The 17,401-nt window shown below is 52.5% G+C and carries 18 protein-coding genes; 14 read left to right on the plus strand and 4 right to left on the minus strand.

The window, feature by feature from the left end; translation table 11 throughout:
- Window positions 1-176: 176 nt before the first annotated feature.
- On the minus strand, window positions 177-698 hold the full coding sequence (locus tag SQ11_RS08320) for a class I SAM-dependent methyltransferase (protein ID WP_052494099.1): 522 nt from the start codon (window positions 696-698) through the stop codon (window positions 177-179).
- 369 nt (window positions 699-1,067) lie between these two features.
- Here SQ11_RS08320 and SQ11_RS16785 point away from each other — a divergent pair, with 369 nt between their 5' ends.
- Entirely contained in the window at window positions 1,068-1,283 is a 216-nt protein-coding gene (locus SQ11_RS16785) for a hypothetical protein (RefSeq protein ID WP_074633349.1), read from the plus strand.
- A 206-nt stretch (window positions 1,284-1,489) separates the two neighbouring features.
- Here SQ11_RS16785 and mnmC read toward each other — a convergent pair whose 3' ends face one another.
- The 3 genes from mnmC to SQ11_RS18240 form a co-directional block, all read right to left on the minus strand.
- Window positions 1,490-3,334, minus strand: coding sequence for a bifunctional tRNA (5-methylaminomethyl-2-thiouridine)(34)-methyltransferase MnmD/FAD-dependent 5-carboxymethylaminomethyl-2-thiouridine(34) oxidoreductase MnmC (gene mnmC / locus SQ11_RS08325; RefSeq protein WP_041513704.1), 1,845 nt, complete (start codon window positions 3,332-3,334; stop codon window positions 1,490-1,492).
- 90 nt (window positions 3,335-3,424) lie between these two features.
- Entirely contained in the window at window positions 3,425-4,171 is a 747-nt protein-coding gene (locus SQ11_RS08330) for a TerC family protein (RefSeq protein WP_041513705.1), read from the minus strand.
- A 322-nt stretch (window positions 4,172-4,493) separates the two neighbouring features.
- Entirely contained in the window at window positions 4,494-4,796 is a 303-nt protein-coding gene (locus SQ11_RS18240; RefSeq protein WP_084226782.1) for an L-histidine N(alpha)-methyltransferase, read from the minus strand.
- Between the two features lie 431 nt (window positions 4,797-5,227).
- Between SQ11_RS18240 and SQ11_RS08340 the strand changes: the two genes are divergently transcribed.
- From SQ11_RS08340 to accD, 13 genes are all read left to right on the plus strand, one after another.
- Window positions 5,228-5,737, plus strand: a complete 510-nt coding sequence (locus SQ11_RS08340) for a PRC-barrel domain-containing protein (protein ID WP_041513706.1) — start codon at window positions 5,228-5,230, stop codon at window positions 5,735-5,737.
- A gap of 230 nt (window positions 5,738-5,967) precedes the next feature.
- A complete protein-coding gene (locus tag SQ11_RS08345; RefSeq protein WP_041513707.1) occupies window positions 5,968-7,110 on the plus strand; it encodes an MFS transporter in 1,143 nt (380 codons plus the stop codon).
- A 70-nt stretch (window positions 7,111-7,180) separates the two neighbouring features.
- The gene (gene leuC, locus SQ11_RS08350) at window positions 7,181-8,590 is read left to right on the plus strand and encodes a 3-isopropylmalate dehydratase large subunit (RefSeq protein ID WP_041513708.1); all 1,410 of its coding nucleotides are present in this window, start codon (window positions 7,181-7,183) and stop codon (window positions 8,588-8,590) included.
- Window positions 8,591-8,641: 51 nt separating this feature from the next.
- Window positions 8,642-8,767 (plus strand): entericidin A/B family lipoprotein, encoded by a 126-nt coding sequence (locus SQ11_RS08355; RefSeq protein WP_041513709.1) that lies wholly within the window; start codon window positions 8,642-8,644, stop codon window positions 8,765-8,767.
- Between the two features lie 3 nt (window positions 8,768-8,770).
- Window positions 8,771-9,409 carry a 3-isopropylmalate dehydratase small subunit gene (gene leuD, locus SQ11_RS08360; protein WP_041513710.1) on the plus strand — a complete coding sequence of 213 codons (639 nt, stop codon included), beginning with the start codon at window positions 8,771-8,773 and terminating at the stop codon, window positions 9,407-9,409.
- A 224-nt stretch (window positions 9,410-9,633) separates the two neighbouring features.
- Window positions 9,634-10,695, plus strand: a complete 1,062-nt coding sequence (gene leuB, locus SQ11_RS08365) for a 3-isopropylmalate dehydrogenase (RefSeq protein ID WP_041513711.1) — start codon at window positions 9,634-9,636, stop codon at window positions 10,693-10,695.
- Window positions 10,696-10,713: 18 nt separating this feature from the next.
- Window positions 10,714-11,826 carry an aspartate-semialdehyde dehydrogenase gene (asd, locus tag SQ11_RS08370; protein ID WP_041513712.1) on the plus strand — a complete coding sequence of 371 codons (1,113 nt, stop codon included), beginning with the start codon at window positions 10,714-10,716 and terminating at the stop codon, window positions 11,824-11,826.
- Window positions 11,772-12,854, plus strand: coding sequence for a FimV family protein (locus SQ11_RS08375; protein ID WP_156972447.1), 1,083 nt, complete (start codon window positions 11,772-11,774; stop codon window positions 12,852-12,854). The genes asd and SQ11_RS08375 overlap by 55 nt, the downstream gene beginning before the upstream one ends.
- A 126-nt stretch (window positions 12,855-12,980) precedes the next feature.
- Window positions 12,981-13,787 (plus strand): tRNA pseudouridine(38-40) synthase TruA, encoded by an 807-nt coding sequence (truA, locus tag SQ11_RS08380; RefSeq protein WP_041513751.1) that lies wholly within the window; start codon window positions 12,981-12,983, stop codon window positions 13,785-13,787.
- Between the two features lie 43 nt (window positions 13,788-13,830).
- Window positions 13,831-14,457, plus strand: a complete 627-nt coding sequence (locus SQ11_RS08385) for a phosphoribosylanthranilate isomerase (RefSeq protein WP_041513713.1) — start codon at window positions 13,831-13,833, stop codon at window positions 14,455-14,457.
- Window positions 14,444-15,640 carry a tryptophan synthase subunit beta gene (gene trpB / locus SQ11_RS08390; RefSeq protein ID WP_041513714.1) on the plus strand — a complete coding sequence of 399 codons (1,197 nt, stop codon included), beginning with the start codon at window positions 14,444-14,446 and terminating at the stop codon, window positions 15,638-15,640. Before SQ11_RS08385 ends, trpB begins: the two co-directional genes overlap by 14 nt.
- Window positions 15,641-15,656: 16 nt before the next feature.
- Complete coding sequence (gene trpA / locus SQ11_RS08395; protein ID WP_041513715.1) at window positions 15,657-16,478, plus strand: tryptophan synthase subunit alpha; 822 nt, start codon at window positions 15,657-15,659, stop codon at window positions 16,476-16,478.
- Window positions 16,475-17,344 carry an acetyl-CoA carboxylase, carboxyltransferase subunit beta gene (gene accD, locus SQ11_RS08400; protein ID WP_041513716.1) on the plus strand — a complete coding sequence of 290 codons (870 nt, stop codon included), beginning with the start codon at window positions 16,475-16,477 and terminating at the stop codon, window positions 17,342-17,344. Before trpA ends, accD begins: the two co-directional genes overlap by 4 nt.
- Window positions 17,345-17,401 lie beyond the last annotated feature (57 nt).

Below are 17,401 nucleotides of genomic sequence, written 5' to 3' on the forward strand. Positions count from 1 at the left end.
TTCTCTCCGGAACCTAAGTTAAGTACCCAACAGATTGCAACGCTGGAATTAAACGGAGTTCATGGAGTTCAGGGGGAGGAGGTATGGATCAGTAGGAAGGACCCGTCCGATCCTCTAGATGTGCTCACATAAAAATTCTGTTTCATTGGTAATATGTCAGAGACATAGATCCGATATCATTTCGCGGCCACTACACAAATGAGCGGATGTGAGCGAACGCCATTGTGATGCACACTTACTGAGAAAAAACCCGCTTGCGCAAACAATTGCGTAAGTTTATCCGGGCGGAACGCTTGATATGCTTTCTGTTTTTTATCACGAACCGTGACAGCGACATGACCACTCGGTTTAAGAACCCGATGCAGCTCACGCAACCCTTGGAGTGGCTCCTTCCAAAAATAGATGCAATTGATGGAAAACGCTTTGTCGAATGTCGAGTCGGCAAAGGGCAAATGTTCCGCTGAGCCAAGTTGTAAATTGACGCGCCCGGCGGCAATTGCTGCTTCATTTAATTGCCTTGCCGACGCCAGCATGGTTTCGGAGTGATCAATGCCAGCGATGTGAACCGAGGCGTTTACATCCGACAATAATTGGATTGCCTGCCCCGGTCCAAACCCCACCTCGAGAATATTTTCGCTGTTATTGATTTCCAAGAGAGAGATCGTCCACTCGTTGTCGGGGCGGTTGCGCCACGCCATAATCCGACCTACTATACGGCCGATCAAACCTCTCGGTAGTCCAGCTTGACTAATTGCGGAACTCATTGGTGCTTTCGACGCTAACTTCGTTATCGGAAGACAGCTCCAACTCCGACCTCTTCATATAGATCATGAGCTTAGAAGGGTTGTGTTCGAAGATATATTGTACCATTTGCCTGATACAGGGTCTTGATATATAATGATAATATATTGTTCAGAACATACGGCTACGAACCAAGGGTCTTGGGTTCGAATTCTGCCGGGCGCGCCACGTGAACAAAGGCTAGGCGAAGGTCTGGCCTCTTGTTATCCCTCAGTTGGCATCCGGTCATCCTAGAGTTGAAAACGCACAACTTTTCATAATTCATTATGTCTGCCACCATTTATTGCTACCATTGTCATGTTCAACACTCGCGCGATGAGATGCGTCTGGTCGTTACAAAGACGGGCAAACGCTGGCGATGCGAGCGTAGCATCAAGAGCGCCCAGGCTGACAGGAAAACACGTGATGCGTTCGGACGCCAGATCTCGGCCATCAATAAGGCGGAGGCGCAGGCAAATATTCGAATGAGATCGAAAGACTGAGCATTAAGCTTATATGATGCGTAGCCCATTTAACGGGGCTAGAAGCGTCATATCATTCGTTCAAATCGATATTCTCCCCGTCTGCAGAGTAATCTTTTCGCAATAAGGCAGCCGGGTAGCACGTCGGTCGCGGTCATGCGAGAATATGAGAGGGTCGATTCCCGGCTTTTTATGCCCATATCATGGGCTCTCCTCCGTCCGGTTCCTTAAGATCTCGTAGGTCCTATAAGCCTTTTCGCAGGAGATAGTGCGCTTACCACTGACGCTGGCACGGGTGGCAATTGTCCGCATGCAGTCGCCGCGATCAATTCACCAGAAAGTCCGGCCGTTATCAAGCCACGTGTACCATGCCCCAGGCTGGCATAAAGCCCAGGTAAAATTTCCCCTACCAGCGGCATGGCGCCGGGAACAGAACCCCTCACCGCTGCGCGTCCGCCCAGTTGCCCGACATCCAAAGAATCAATATTCATGGCACTGGCGAGAGTGGGAGAGATTTCCGCCAGTCTCGATAAGTTCTCGACATGATCGGCTATGCGCAAATCAACCCCTTCGTCGTTAAAGCCATGCGTCGCTCCTATTACATGTGATCCCGTGACGGATGGAGCGAGATAGCCGCGCGCGCATACGATTGTCCGTAGATTCCGGCTATGCAGCGTAGCGGGGACTACAGTGATCTGCCCGCGCACCGGCGTCAGCGGGAAGTCTGCCAGTGGCGCGAATGATTTCACTTGGTATCCGGTGCAAACCACAACAACCTCCGCCTCACAAAACCACGACTGCCCACGTGAGTTTTCCCCCTCCACACGCCAGCCAGTATCCGCCGCCATCAAGGATTCCACACGATGGCCGGTGCGCCGCACGATGGCCGGGCTGGTCGCCAGTTCTGTGCAGAATCGCGTTGGCACTACCCAGCCACCGGCGGGAAACCACAAGCCGCCATATGCCAGTTCGATACCAGCCAGAGAGGATGCCTCGGCCGCATCCACATATCGCAATACATGCTGCGGCCAGTGGAGCACCCTTAGCTTGTCGATTCGTTTCGCCTCTTCTGCGGAAAAGGCCAGTTGCAGTTCTCCACACTCCGCACGGGAGATGCCATCTATGGGCAGTTTTTCGTCCAGCAAAGCAAGCGCATGTCCGTAGGATGCCAGTACAAAGCGTTGCAGCGGATTCATACCTGCGCTCAATCGGGTGTGCAGAATGCCTCGCGGGTTACCCGACGCCGCCGCCGCCAACGCGGGTGAATGTTCAATGAGGGCAGTGGAGATCCCGCGTATTGCCAATGCCGAAGCAACGGCGCAACCCGCCACCCCTCCGCCTATAACAATAGCTGTTGCAGGCTTGGAGGAGACGGGTCGCATGAGCGACGAACCAGGGAGGCAGCCTTTCAGCATTTCGCGTTTGCTCCCAAAGCCGGGCAATTTGCTTACCTGAAATCCGGCTTCCTCCAGACCTCGCCGTACCCCGCCAGCACATGTATAGGTGGCAAATGTGGCCCCTGGCCGGGAAGCCCGTACGACACTTTCAAACACCTGCTGTGTCCACATTTCGGGATTGCGCGCCGGGGAAAAGCCGTCGAGAAACCATGCATCGACACCATGATGGATTTCAGGCAGCGACTCGGCCACATCGCCTATTGCCAGCGTCAGCCGTACCCGTCCATTGGCAAAGCTCCATCGATTCCAGCCCGGTACGCGGCGCGGCCACCGTGTAATGAGATTATCAGCATAAGGCTGCAACACCGGCCATAATGCGAGTGCACCAATTAGTTCCCGCTCATCAACCGGATATCTTTCGACGCTGAAAAAATCCAGGGTGGCTCCGGTTGGGGCCAGTTCATCGAATAGTTGCCATGCGCATAAGAAGCTCAGCCCGGTGCCGAATCCCGTCTCGCCGATGGCGAAGGCACCTTCCGCCAAAGACGCAAAACGATCATGGAGTTGATTGCCTTGCAGGAAAACATGACGTTTTTCCGCCAACCCGGAATCTCTTGAGAAATAGATATCGTCGAAGAGGGAAGAAAAGAGTTGGCCATTTTGCCAATTGATCATCCTAAATCCGTAGCGGCTTCATATAGAAGATAAGCGTGAAATAATACGAAATATTGTCATTAATGGTATCCACACGCCTTGGGCTTGCAATCAGTCAATGTCATCAATCGGTTTGTTTAATCTGATCGCTTTTTTTCGACGCATTCGAAGGTTGAGGAACTCCACGCTGACTGAAAATGCCATTGCGAAATAAATATAGCCTTTCGGAACATGCACATCAAAACCTTCCACGATAAGGGTTACGCCGACCAATATGAGAAACGAAAGCGCAAGAATTTTGATGGTTGGGTGAGTATCCACAAAATCTCCTATCGACTTGGCTGCCATCAACATAACCAGCACCGCCAATATGATGGCAATCGCCATGAGTGAAACATGCTCGACCAGACCAACGGCTGTTATGACCGAATCGAGCGAAAAAACGATATCCAGGACAGCAATCTGCACGAGCACCATTCCCATGCTATTGGCGACGACTTTGTGACCCCCCTCATCATCCATACCTTCGACGCTATTGTGTATCTCATGCGTGGCTTTAGCCAGTAGAAACAGGCCTCCCCCAATCAGAACGACGTCACGCCCTGAAATCACGTTGCTGAATAGCTCAAACCATGGTTCAGTTAAGCTCATTACCCATGAAATGGAGAACAGCAGCCCAAGACGAGTAAGCATGGCCAGGCCAAGTCCCATTCTTCTCGCAGAATTGCGTTGAGCTTCGGGAAGACGGCCTACAAGTATCGAGATGAAGATTATATTGTCGATCCCCAATACTATTTCCAGCGCGGTTAACGTCACTAACGCTACCCATGCTTCCGGGCTAGCCAGCCACTCAAACATCAACTTTCTCCCATTTTCAACACAAACCCGGATATCCATTAAGTGGCTCTTCGAGCCTATCCGAGGGATGCGGTAAGTTTCGGTCATTTCATCGCTTTCCCAGACGAACTCGCAACCCGTCGTGTCATCAATCCCGCATCACGATGGATTATCCGGGTTAAACGCTATTCTCAAGCCGCTATTCTCCCATCCCTGTTTCTCTCACGCCAGATATTGTCATAGGCGATTCCCAGCAGGTACCTGAGAGGAATTGATCTAAGGATACTCAGCGCGAGACTGCACCGGTCACGCGGATAGGGAGCCGCTGTGGACCGTTCAAAGTCTATGTTATTACGCCCAGGCTGACAGCGAACCAACGATTGGGATCTGTCCAGATATGCTCAATCACGAAGCCGCCGCGCTGCAACAGATCCTCAAGGCACGCGACTGTGTACTTATAACTGTTTTCGGTATGAATACGTTCACCTTGATAAAACTGTAATGTCGTATCAAGAGCATCGACTCTCACAGATTGGAGACACGTGCTTTCGAGATGCAGTTCGATGCGCGAGGCCGCCTCATTCCAGAATGACACATGGTGGAAAGCATCCGGCTCGAAGTGACCGCCAAGTTCTCGATTGATTATGACGAAAAGGCTTCATCGGAAATCTACTTGGAACTATTCTTGCGTGGATTAACAGTTTTTTGATCTATAATTTATGATAAAAGCGTAATCAAAAGTCATATTCAAGAAACCTGACAAGCCGTTAGAATGTATGCATATTATTTGCAAATTCTCTATAAGTATCAGTATTAATTCTGTACGCTGGCAGACATAAGTGTCGTCCAGCGCGCCCGGATTTGTTCGTTATGGAAAAAATCAGTTCAGCCGTTTGCATATTGGTGAACCGTAATGAATATGCCGGAATGGTTGTTTTTGTGTGCTACCGCACTGACCGTATTCAACAAATTGCGCATTCTGTACCCGCCTGAAACACTCTTACCAGATTGGATTTCTTCGCTGGGCATATAGCAGTAACGAGGATTTCTCAAATACTATATTTATAGGAGATAAACATGAGCTACGAAGATCGCGATACCTACGGCATGTATAAAAATTACGACGAGAAGGGGCCAGGGCCTCGATTGATGGGTGCTGACACTCTCATCGGAGACGATGTATACAATCATAAGGATGAAGATCTTGGTGATATCAAGGAAATCATGCTGGATGTAAACAATGGCAGAATTGCTTATGCGGTGCTGTCTTTTGGGGGGTTTCTTGGCATCGCCAACAAGCTTTTCGCGGTGCCGTGGAGTGCGCTGAAGCTGGATACCGTGAATAAACGTTTCCTGCTCAAGGTAGATAAGGAACGTCTCGAATCCGCGCCGGGCTTCGATAAAGATAATTGGCCGGATATGGCTGACCCGACCTGGCAAAATACGATCCATTCTTACTATGGAACACAATCATATACGGATACCAAGTCTTCCGCCGACTATGTGGCATCCGGTCAAAAAAACGACGAGAGGGTTATTCCGGTGGCGCCAGTTGGCGCGGATAAGGCAAAGGATAAGCGGTACTGATGGCATCAAAGACGAGACCGAAGGGTCCTGTCAATTTCATAAGTAAAAATCGCTTCCCGATTCAAGGGTTGCGTGAACAAAGGAGGCAAGTCATCTTGCCTCCTTTGTTTTATTGGGATGAAGCCGAGCTTCATGAAAGTGGATAATATTGGCACCCAATAGTGCTTTCGCGATTCGATGCTGCTGAGTGCTGATCTGTTTATTCCTTGCAGCCTGTTAAAATCGGCCGGATGCGCCCCCTTCCGTACTGGTCTCTTTCCGGTTTTTACTTTTTTCATTTCGCTTTCATTGGCGCGTTTGCTCCTTACTGGGGCCTGTATCTCAAATCCCTTTCCTTTAGCGCTTTCCAAATCGGGGTGTTGATGTCGCTGTTGCATGTCACGCGTATTTTTGCGCCTGCTGCGTGGGGATGGCTTGCCGATCACACCGGTAAACGGTTGCTGATCGTACAACTAGCCGCAATTACGGGGCTGATAAGTTATTGCGGCGTTTTTTTTGGTGAATCGTTCGCCTGGATGGCCGCGACGATGGCGCTGATGAGCTTCTTCTGGAGTGCGTCGCTGCCATTGATCGAGGCAACCACCCTTTCTTATCTTGGCGACAGCACCGCAAAATATGGGCGTATTCGTGCGTGGGGTTCGCTGGGGTTTATCTTCGCCGTGATAAGCGTGGGTTATCTGCTGGACGCGATGGTTATTGGCTCATTACTATGGGCAGTACTGGGTTTCAAGCTGGGTATCGTAATCTTTTCCCGGCGAATTCCCGATGCCGAAATTGCGCCTCAATCCGCGGACAATCTTTCCGTACGGGAGATATTCAAACGACCTGAAGTACTGGCATTTTTCGCGGCGTGCTTACTGATGGCGCTCGCTCATGGCCCTTACTACACATTTTATTCGATTTATCTGGTGGAGCATGGTTACAGCAAGGGTACTGTCGGCTGGTTATGGGCCACTGGCGTGATATGTGAGATTAGCGTATTTTTTTTGATGCCGCAGCTCATGCGCCGGTTCGGGCTGAAGCAGATTATGGCTTTCAGTTTCAGTTGTGCGATTGCTCGTTTTTTGATGATAGGCTGGGGAGTGGAATGGCCAATTGTCGTGCTGTTGGCACAAATACTGCATGCTGCGACCTACGGCGCGCATCATGCCACCGCGATGATGCTGGTGCATCATTTCTTTCGCGGGCGTCACCAGGCCAAGGGGCAAGCCCTCTACACCAGTCTTACATTCGGCCTTGGCGGTACATTCGGGGGAGTATTCAGCGGCTATGCCTGGGAATGGCTGGGGCCAGGTCTTACGTTCACCCTGAGTGCCGTCGCCGTTTTGTTCGGATTGGGATTGGTCATCCGGAAGATGAACGTTAGCCGATGATGTGAAAAAAGGCTAGAGTTAAAAGTGTGGTCTTATGGGATAATTACAGATTCCCTTGGGATTGTGCAACATGCAAACCTTATACGACAAACTCTGGCAAAGCCATGTAGTGCATCAGGAGTCCGATAAACCGGACGGGATGGCACTGGTCTATATCGATCGCCATCTGGTGCATGAAGTTACCAGTCCGCAGGCGTTTGAAGGACTGAAGCTGGCCGGCCGCGCGCCCTGGCGACGGGATTCGATCCTTGCCGTGGCTGACCACAACGTTCCCACCACCGGACGCAGCCACGGTATCAGTGATCCGGTCTCGCGTCTGCAAGTGGAAACGCTCGACCAGAATTGCGAGGAGTTGGACATCACCGAATTCAAAATGAACGACCTGCGTCAGGGGATCGTTCACGTGATCGGCCCGGAGCAGGGTGCCACGCTGCCCGGCATGACGGTGGTTTGCGGCGATTCGCATACCAGCACACATGGTGCATTCGCGTGTCTCGCGTTTGGTATCGGTACCTCGGAAGTGGAGCACGTGCTGGCAACGCAGTGCTTGCTGATTAAAAAAGCAAAATCCATGCAGGTTGTGGTCGAAGGCGAGCTGGGTCATGGCATTACCGCCAAAGATATCGCACTGGCCATTATCGGTAAAATCGGTACGGCGGGCGGTACCGGCTATGCCATTGAGTTCGCTGGCGGCACCATACGCGCGCTTTCCATGGAAGGGCGCATGACGCTTTGCAATATGGCTATCGAGGCGGGCGCGCGCGCGGGGATGATAGCGGTGGACAATATTACCATCGAGTACATCAAGGGACGTCCTTTCGCACCCAGAGGCGATCAATGGGAAAATGCGGTCGCCTACTGGCGCACGCTGAAAAGCGATCCGGATGCGATCTTCGACCGGGTGGTGATACTGGATGCGGCGCAGATCAAACCGCAGGTAACCTGGGGTACCTCGCCTGAAATGGTCACAACGGTCGACGGCAAGGTGCCTGATCCGTCACAGATTACCGATGTGGTGAAACGTCACGACATGGAACATGCCCTGGAGTATATGGGTCTTGTTCCCAACATGCCTATCACCGACATTTGTCCGGACAAGATATTCATCGGTTCATGCACCAACTCTCGCATTGAAGACCTGCGCGCGGCGGCGGACGTGCTGAAAGGAAAGCATATCGCCGCGAATATCAAACTCGCCTTGGTTGTACCGGGTTCCGGTCTAGTTAAGCATCAGGCGGAACAGGAAGGACTGGACAAGATATTTCGTGAAGCGGGCTTCGAATGGCGCGAACCCGGGTGTTCCATGTGTCTTGCAATGAATGACGACCGGCTCTCATCGGGGGAACGCTGCGCTTCGACGTCCAATCGCAATTTTGAAGGCCGGCAAGGGCCGGGTGGGCGCACACATCTGGTAAGTCCGGCGATGGCGGCGGCGGCGGCAGTGGCGGGGCACTTTGTGGATGTGCGGGAAATATATTAATATTAATTGGCATTTAATCGACGAAAGATTTTTTTATAAAGGGGGGTTGGAATGAAAATGTTGTCTGTAATGATTGCCTTGATCGCCGCTTTTGGTTTGTCCGCGTGCAATACCCTACAGGGAATGGGGAAAGATATTCAGAAGGGCGGCGAGGCGGTTGAGAAATCGGCAAAGTAACGAGTGGAAAAATTTTATTCCTGTAAGGGACTGGTAGCGCCGCTGGATCGTGCCAACGTCGACACCGACGCTATCATTCCCAAGCAGTTCCTTAAATCCATCAAGCGTTCCGGTTTCGGGCCGAATCTGTTCGACGAATGGCGTTACCTGGATCATGGCGAGCCAGGGATGGATAGTGCACAGCGTAAACTCAACCCTGAATTCATACTTAATCTGCCACGTTACCGAGGCGCGCAAATATTACTTGCACGCGCAAATTTCGGCTGTGGTTCGAGCCGGGAGCATGCACCCTGGGCGCTTCAGGATTATGGGTTCCGGGTGATCATCGCGCCCAGCTTCGCGGATATCTTTTTCAACAATTGCTTCAAGATTGGTTTGCTGCCCATCGTGCTTGATGCGAACAATGTGGATCGGTTATTCCGCGAAGTATTAGCGACCGAGGGTTATCGTCTGGTTGTCAATTTGGAAGAACAGTCAGTCACTACGCCCAGTGGCGAATCTTTTTTCTTCGATATCGATCCTTTCCGCAAACATAGTCTGTTGAATGGACTGGATGAGATTGGATTAACGTTGCAACATGCGGATAGGATCAAGGCGTTCGAAGCGCGGCATCGGGCGGCGCAGCCATGGTTGTTTACATGAAAGAGTTTTGATTTGGCAGAGTATTTCAGGTCACCTCTATAAATTTGAAGCGCTAAGTAAGCTCATTTGCCAACTGAGGGCGCGAAGCGGGGTAAGCAGGCAATCCGCGTAGCGGGTACTTGCAAAGAAATTTTAGCGCGCCGCATATACTTAACATGTAAGCGGTAAAATTTCTTGAGTAACGCAGTATCACGACGAGATTTGGATTTAATGAGGTGCCCTTTATGAAAATTGCAGTCCTGGCCGGTGACGGTATCGGTCCGGAAATTGTCGCTCAAGCGGTTCGAGTACTGGAAGCACTGCAGAGTGACGGGTTAAAATTCGAACTGGAACCGGGTCTGTTGGGAGGATGCGCGGTCGACGCGGCAGGCGAGCCGTTTCCAGAAGCGACACGCAAGCTTGTGGCCGATGCCGATGCCGTGGTCCTGGGTGCAGTAGGAGGACCGCAGTACGACGTGCTGCCGCGTCAAATAAGACCGGAGCAGGGTCTGCTCGGCATACGCAAAATGCTCGGCCTGTTCGCCAACTTGCGGCCCGCAGTGCTTTATCCAGAACTCGCCAATGCTTCCACGCTAAAGCCTGAAATCGTTTCGGGCCTGGATATCCTCATCGTGCGAGAATTGACCGGGGATATTTATTTCGGCGAGCCGCGGGGCATTGAACGGCGAGACGGTCAGCGGATTGGTTTCAATACCATGATTTATAGCGAAGCGGAGATCCGCAGGATTGCCCGGGTGGCATTCCAGGCGGCGCGTAAACGCAATCACCGGCTGTGTTCGGTGGACAAAATGAACGTGCTGGAGTGTACCCAATTATGGCGCGATGTAGTGACCGAGACGAACAAGGAGTATCCGAACGTGGAGCTTTCGCATATGCTGGTGGATAATGCCGCAATGCAGCTGGTGCGCAATCCCAGACAGTTCGATGTAATGGTGACGGGCAACATGTTCGGCGATATCCTGTCGGATGAAGCTTCCATGCTGACCGGCTCTATAGGCATGCTGCCCTCGGCATCGCTGGATGACAAGAACAAGGGGCTATACGAGCCAATACACGGCTCGGCTCCGGACATCGCAGGTAAAGATTTGGCTAACCCCCTGGCAACCATATTGTCGGTAGCGATGATGTTGCGCTACACATTCGACCAGGAAGCGGTAGCGGCGCGCATTGAGAGTGGGGTGAAAAAAGTTCTCGCGCAGGGTTATCGGACCGCGGATATTTATGAACCAGGGACGAAAAAGGTTGGCACCGCCGCAATGGGTGACGCAGTTCTGGCAAATATATAGACAGATAGAGAGCGATCAATGAAACGAGTGGGATTTATTGGCTGGCGCGGTATGGTGGGTTCAGTACTGATGCAGCGAATGCGGGAAGAAAATGATTTTGCACTGGTCGAGCCGGTGTTTTTCACCACCTCGCAGAAGGGAGGCAAGGGTCCGGATATCGGCCAGGAAACATCGCCGCTCAAAGATGCCTACAATATAGACGAGTTAAAGGCGATGGATATCCTCATTTCCTGCCAGGGAGGGGATTATACCAGTGCGATCTTTCCCAAGCTGCGGCAAGCAGGCTGGCAGGGTTATTGGGTCGATGCGGCTTCGACGCTGCGCATGGGGGGAGATGCAGTCATTATTCTTGATCCGGTCAACCTGCCGGTCATCAAGCAGGCGCTGCACGATGATGTAAAAAATTATATTGGCGGCAATTGCACAGTCAGTTTAATGCTGATGGCGGTGGGGGGCTTGTTCGAAGAAGATATGGTGGAATGGATGAGTGCCATGACTTATCAGGCGGCTTCCGGCGCCGGCGCGCAGAATATGCGGGAATTGTTGCTGCAAATGGGGGAAGCCCATCGAGTGGCAAAAGATTTATTGGACGACCCGGCTTCGGGCATACTGGACATTGACCGGGAAGTCGCAGGAACACTGCGCAACGGGAATTTTCCGATTCAGAATTTCGGCGTACCGCTGGCGGGCAGCCTCATTCCCTGGATAGATAAGGATCTTGGTAATGGGCAGACGCGGGAAGAATGGAAAGGTCAGTCCGAGACAAACAAGATCCTGGGCCGTAGTGACCATGCGGTTCCGGTTGACGGTATCTGCGTTCGTGTCGGCGCCATGCGCTGCCATAGCCAGGCGCTGACTATCAAGTTGAAGAAAGACGTTCCACTTGACGAGATCGAGGATATTCTTTCAGCTTCCAATAACTGGGTGCGGGTTGTTCCCAATGAGCGTGAGAGTACGATGAAAGAACTGACTCCCGCCATGGTTACCGGTACGCTGACCATACCGGTAGGGCGGCTGCGCAAGCTCGCCATGGGCGGAGAATACCTTTCGGCATTTACGGTGGGCGATCAATTGCTGTGGGGCGCGGCGGAACCGTTGCGCAGGATGCTGAGAATTCTGGTAGAAGCTTAATTTGCAGGTGTTCTTCTCAAGAGTGTGCCGCTGTGCGCAAACCTGTTTCCGAAGTGTGTCTGCTCTTAATAGTGTTGCTTTCTCCATTGCTGGTGCATGCGGCGGGTCTGGGCAGGCTGACTGTCAATTCCGCTTTGGGGCAACCATTCAAGGCAGAGATCAATCTGACGATTGAAAAAGAAGAGAAAGGGTCTTTAACGGCACGGCTGGCACCACGGGAAATTTTTCGTCAGGCAAATATTGACTATGCACCCCTTCTTTCCACCTTTAAAGCGAGTATTGAAAGCCACTCCGATGGAAGCGCCTATATCAGAGTAACTTCTCCGCAGCCTGTCTCCGAGCCACTTTTGAACATCTTGATGGAATTGAACTGGCCGTCAGGGAGAGTGTTGCGGGAATATACCGTTATACTTGCCCCCCCGGAAATTGATGCGCAACCCTCTATAACACCGGTAAGTCAAACCCACCCTCCCGCTCCTGTTAAAGCAGAGTCCATCGCCTCTGAACAGCTGGATATACCCGTCAAAAACCCAGTCACCGGTGGAAATCCTGCAAATCCTGCAACAACAGAATCCGCTTTCTCCAAGAGGATTTATACTGTCTATGGTCCCGTAAAGTACGGTGATACTTTAGCAGGGATAGTGAAAAATATTGCTCCCCTTTTTGGGGTAAGCTTTAATCAGATGTTGGTCGCGGTTCATCGTGCAAACCGGGATGCCTTTTTTGGCAATAACATGCATCAGCTTAGGACGGGGCCAATTTTGCGGATACCGGATAATGGCGAAATAGGCGCCATAGCCGCGGAGGAGGCTGACCGGGAGGTGAAAATTCAGACAGTGGATTGGTGGAGCCGGCGGAAAGTGGCAGGGATGGCAGGAGCGGCCAAAGAATTAAAACAAACCGATACGGTGCAGATAGAATCCGCCGCCGATGCAGGAATCCTACTGCTCCCTCCTGCAACTTTCCCTCAGGCAGGACTGGTTCCACAGCCCGATTTAGCAAAATCGATCCGGGTTCCGGAGCACTGAAACGGACGGCCCGAAAGAAGCAATCGTCGAGTCTGTAGCGGAAATAACCTTTTGGTTCCGCTATTCTTCCGCAAACTTCGCGGGAATTCGGCTCTGGATAAAAATAGTCATGGTGGCGGCTATTCTGTGAGAATCGCGCTGATACTGGAATACGACGGTAGTACTTACTGCGGCTGGCAAAGCCAGTTATCAGGGGGTTCCGTGCAGGATGCTGTGGAAGCCGCCTTGTCGAAGATTGCATGTAATGATATTCGGGTGGTTACGGCGGGTCGCACCGATTCGGGCGTTCACGCCACATATCAGGTATTGCACTTCGACACTCAGGCACAGCGGCCGATGAACGCCTGGGTGCGCGGGGTCAATGCCCTGTTGCCCACCAGTATAGCGGTACGCTGGGCATCGCAAACTTCCGATGATTTTCACGCGCGCTACTGCGCTACAGAGCGCTGCTACCTTTATTTGCTATCCAATCACGCGGTGCGTCCGGGGCTTTGTCACGGCAAGGTCGGCTGGTTTCATCAGCCTCTTGATCTTGAACGAATGCGCGTAGCGGCCCACATGCTGCTGGGCGAGCATGACTTCAGCGCTTTTCGCGCCGCGGAATGTCAGGCCAAATCGCCGGTGCGTAACTTGACAAAACTTGAGATCACGCGGCAGGGAGATCTTGTCATATTCGAATTGCGTGCCAATGCGTTTTTACATCACATGGTGCGCAATATCGTGGGTTGCCTGATTTATGTAGGCAAGGGCAAGTATCCCCCGCAATGGATAAAAGAGTTGTTGGCAGGCCGTGAGCGTCGCCAGGCGGCTCCTACTTTTTCCGCCGCGGGGTTATACTTGGCGGGAGTCACCTATGATGCCAAATGGAAGTTTCCCGCTTTTGTCGAGCCGCCGCTTGCCTTGTTATTGCCCAGAATCGGGGAGATTGCTTGAATGATCCAGCAGAATCCAGCTCACGATAAGGCGAATTGAAAGCATGGCTATCCGGGTAAAAATTTGCGGCATTACGCGTATTGAGGATGCGCTGACGGCGGTGAATCTTGGGGCGAACGCCATTGGCCTTGTATTCTGGAGCCAGAGTGCACGTTATGTCGCACCCGCGAAAGCCCGGGAAATTATTGCGGCGCTGCCACCATTCATCAGCGTGGTGGGCGTGTATGTTAATCCGGATGCGGAATGGGTAAAGGAGACGTCCTCCATCGCGGGACTGAATCTGCTTCAGTTTCATGGTGATGAATCCCCTGATTTTTGTCAAAAATTTTCACTGCCTTATATCAAGGCCGTGCGCGTCAGAGCGGGCATAGATTTGCTACAATACGCAACCCGTTATACCGCCGCCAGGGGATTGTTGCTGGATACCTATGTTAAAGGCGAGCCGGGAGGTACTGGAAATGTGTTTGACTGGCGTCTGATTCCGCGGAATCTACCGCTGCCATTGATACTTTCGGGGGGGCTGAATGCCGCCAATGTTACCGAAGCAATCAGGCAGGTTCATCCTTGGGCGGTGGATGTATCGAGCGGTGTGGAAGCTGCCAAAGGCATCAAGGACGCGGAGAAAATTGTCGCCTTCATGCAAGGAGTTCGAAATAGTGAAAGTTTATGATCTTCCTGACAGTCATGGTCACTTCGGCCCATACGGTGGCGTGTTCGTTGCCGAGACGCTCATGGCGGCACTGGAGGAATTGCGTGTTCAATATGAGCATTATCGCGGTGACGCAGACTTCCAGGCTGAATTTGCTTACGAATTGAAACACTATGTGGGACGGCCCAGTCCCATCTATCACGCTAAAAGATGGTCGGCGCATCTGGGAGGCGCGCAGATTCTGCTTAAGCGTGAAGATCTGAATCATACAGGCGCGCACAAAATCAATAATGCTATCGGACAGGCCCTTCTTGCCAGGCGCATGGGCAAGTCGCGGGTGATTGCCGAGACGGGTGCGGGTCAGCATGGCGTGGCCAGTGCCACGGTCGCCGCGCGTTATGGTATGGAATGTGTGGTGTACATGGGTTCCGTGGATGTGGAACGCCAAGCGGCCAATGTTTACCGGATGAAGCTGTTGGGTGCCACCGTGGTGCCGGTCGAATCGGGTTCCCGCACACTGAAAGATGCGCTCAATGAGGCTATGCGCGATTGGGTCACCAACATCGAAGATACGTTCTACATCATCGGTACCGTGGCCGGACCGCATCCCTACCCGATGATGGTGCGTGATTTTCAAGCGATTATCGGACGCGAAGCGATTGCGCAGATGCAGGAAGAATACGGGCGCCAGCCGGATACGTTGATCGCATGCGTGGGGGGCGGGTCCAACGCAATTGGCCTGTTTTATCCTTATCTGGACAGTAATATCCGTATGATAGGCGTGGAAGCGGCCGGACTCGGCATTGAAAGCGGCCAGCATGCCGCTACCCTGACGCAGGGGACACCCGGCGTGCTGCATGGTAATCGCACATATCTGATCCAGGATGAGAATGGGCAGATCATCGAGACACATTCCATCTCGGCCGGTCTGGATTATCCTGGTGTCGGCCCGGAACACGCGTGGCTCAAGGACAGCCATCGTGCAGAATACGTGGGTATAACGGATGACGAGGCGCTGGCTGCCTTTCACGCCCTCTGTCATTTCGAAGGTATTATACCGGCGCTGGAATCCAGCCATGCGCTGGCTTATGCCGCCAAGCTCGCCCCCACGCTTGGCCGGGACAAGCTATTGCTGGTGAATCTCTCCGGTCGCGGAGACAAGGATATGGCCACCGTGGCGCACGCTTCCGACATCACCTTTTAATTCAATTCTCTATTTCATGTCACGCATTGCAATTACCTTTGAAAAGCTACGCCAGCAAGGCAGAAAAGCGTTGATTCCTTTCATCACCGCCGGCGATCCAGAACCTGCGATGATGGTGCCGTTGATGCATGAACTGGTAAAGGCGGGCGCTGATGTCATTGAGCTGGGTGTGCCTTTTTCCGATCCCATGGCTGATGGGCCAACCATACAACGATCGTCCGAGCGGGCGTTAAAGCACAATGTTGGTCTGAACGATGTGCTGACCATGGTGGCGGAGTTCAGGAAAAACGACTCCTCCACGCCGGTGGTATTGATGGGCTATGCCAATCCGATAGAAGCGATGGGGTATGAAAAATTCACGGTAAAAGCAAAAGCATGCGGCATAGATGGAGTGTTAACGGTGGACTATCCACCGGAAGAGTCAGGGGAATGGGTAAAATATCTCGAACGCCAGCAGATTGACGCAATCTTCCTGCTGTCTCCCACTACCCCGCGGACACGCATCGAACATGTGGCGGAAATGGCTAAAGGATATGTGTATTACGTTTCGCTAAAAGGAGTGACGGGTGCATTGAACCTTGATCTGAGCGATGTGGCCAATAAGCTGACCCAATTGCGTTCGCTCATTTCCATTCCCATTGGTGTCGGGTTCGGCATACGCGACAGCGCCACGGCCAAGGCGGTGGCGGAGCTTGCCGACGCAGTGGTGGTTGGAAGCCGCATCATTGAGGAGATAGAAAGCTCGCCCAAAGGGGAGATATTGACGAATGTGAGTCATTTGGTAAAAAACCTGCGAAGCGCAATCGACGAAGTGGCTATTGATCACGCAAACTTATGAGCTGGTTTCAGAAACTTCTCCCGCCAAAAATCAAGCGCAAGGAAAGCGGCGAAAAAAAAGCCGTGCCCGAGGGACTGTGGAGCAAGTGCGCCTCCTGCGAAGCCGTGCTGTATTACTCTGATCTGGGAAATAATCTCAACGTCTGCCCCAAATGCAATCATCACAACCGCATTTCCGCCAGAGTGCGCCTCGATTTATTATTGGATGCCGAGGGACGCTACGAGATCGGAGCGGAAGTGCTCTCGCTCGATCCGCTTAAATTCAAGGATAGCAAGCGCTACATTGACCGGCTATCGGATGCGAAGAGGGATACGGAGGAGGACGATGCCCTGGTGGTAATGCAGGGGAGCGTAAAAACCGTTCCCCTGGTCGTGGCGGCGTTCGAATTCGGTTTCATGGGCGGTTCGATGGGATCGGTGGTGGGTGAGCGCTTCACGCGCGGGGTGCAAGTATGCGTCGAGCAGCGTCTGCCCTTTGTATGTTTCGCTGCCAGTGGCGGGGCGCGCATGCAGGAAGGATTGCTATCACTCATGCAAATGGCTAAAACATCGGCGGCGCTGACCCAGTTGAGTCAGCAGCGGCTTCCCTTTATCTCGGTACTGACTGATCCCACCATGGGCGGCGTATCGGCCAGTTTTGCCTTCATAGGCGACGTGGTAATCGCTGAGCCGGGCGCGTTGATTGGTTTTGCGGGGCCCCGCGTCATCGAGCAGACGGTGCGGCAAACCCTGCCGGAAGGCTTCCAGCGTGCCGAATTTCTGTTGGAGCACGGAGCGATCGATATGATCGTAGACCGCAGACGCATGCGCGATAAGCTTGTCAATCTCTGCACATTGCTGATGCATACGCCCGCACCGTCTTCTTGATTGCTGGCTCTCCAGCATCCCGCATCCCGACTTTATGCTAGAGGTATGGAGCAGCGT

The sequence above is a fragment of the Nitrosospira sp. NpAV genome (assembly GCF_000832065.1).
Taxonomy (GTDB): Bacteria; Pseudomonadota; Gammaproteobacteria; order Burkholderiales; family Nitrosomonadaceae; genus Nitrosospira.

Coding starts and splice junctions, on each gene's coding strand:
- SQ11_RS08320 (WP_052494099.1), bottom strand. CDS start 698: ATGGCGTGGCGCAACCGCCCCGACAACGAGTGGACGATCTCTCTCTTG.
- SQ11_RS16785 (WP_074633349.1), top strand. CDS start 1,068: ATGTCTGCCACCATTTATTGCTACCATTGTCATGTTCAACACTCGCGC.
- mnmC (WP_041513704.1), bottom strand. CDS start 3,334: ATGATCAATTGGCAAAATGGCCAACTCTTTTCTTCCCTCTTCGACGAT.
- SQ11_RS08330 (WP_041513705.1), bottom strand. CDS start 4,171: ATGTTTGAGTGGCTGGCTAGCCCGGAAGCATGGGTAGCGTTAGTGACG.
- SQ11_RS08340 (WP_041513706.1), top strand. CDS start 5,228: ATGAGCTACGAAGATCGCGATACCTACGGCATGTATAAAAATTACGAC.
- SQ11_RS08345 (WP_041513707.1), top strand. CDS start 5,968: ATGCGCCCCCTTCCGTACTGGTCTCTTTCCGGTTTTTACTTTTTTCAT.
- leuC (WP_041513708.1), top strand. CDS start 7,181: ATGCAAACCTTATACGACAAACTCTGGCAAAGCCATGTAGTGCATCAG.
- SQ11_RS08355 (WP_041513709.1), top strand. CDS start 8,642: ATGAAAATGTTGTCTGTAATGATTGCCTTGATCGCCGCTTTTGGTTTG.
- leuB (WP_041513711.1), top strand. CDS start 9,634: ATGAAAATTGCAGTCCTGGCCGGTGACGGTATCGGTCCGGAAATTGTC.
- asd (WP_041513712.1), top strand. CDS start 10,714: ATGAAACGAGTGGGATTTATTGGCTGGCGCGGTATGGTGGGTTCAGTA.
- SQ11_RS08385 (WP_041513713.1), top strand. CDS start 13,831: ATGGCTATCCGGGTAAAAATTTGCGGCATTACGCGTATTGAGGATGCG.
- trpA (WP_041513715.1), top strand. CDS start 15,657: ATGTCACGCATTGCAATTACCTTTGAAAAGCTACGCCAGCAAGGCAGA.
- accD (WP_041513716.1), top strand. CDS start 16,475: ATGAGCTGGTTTCAGAAACTTCTCCCGCCAAAAATCAAGCGCAAGGAA.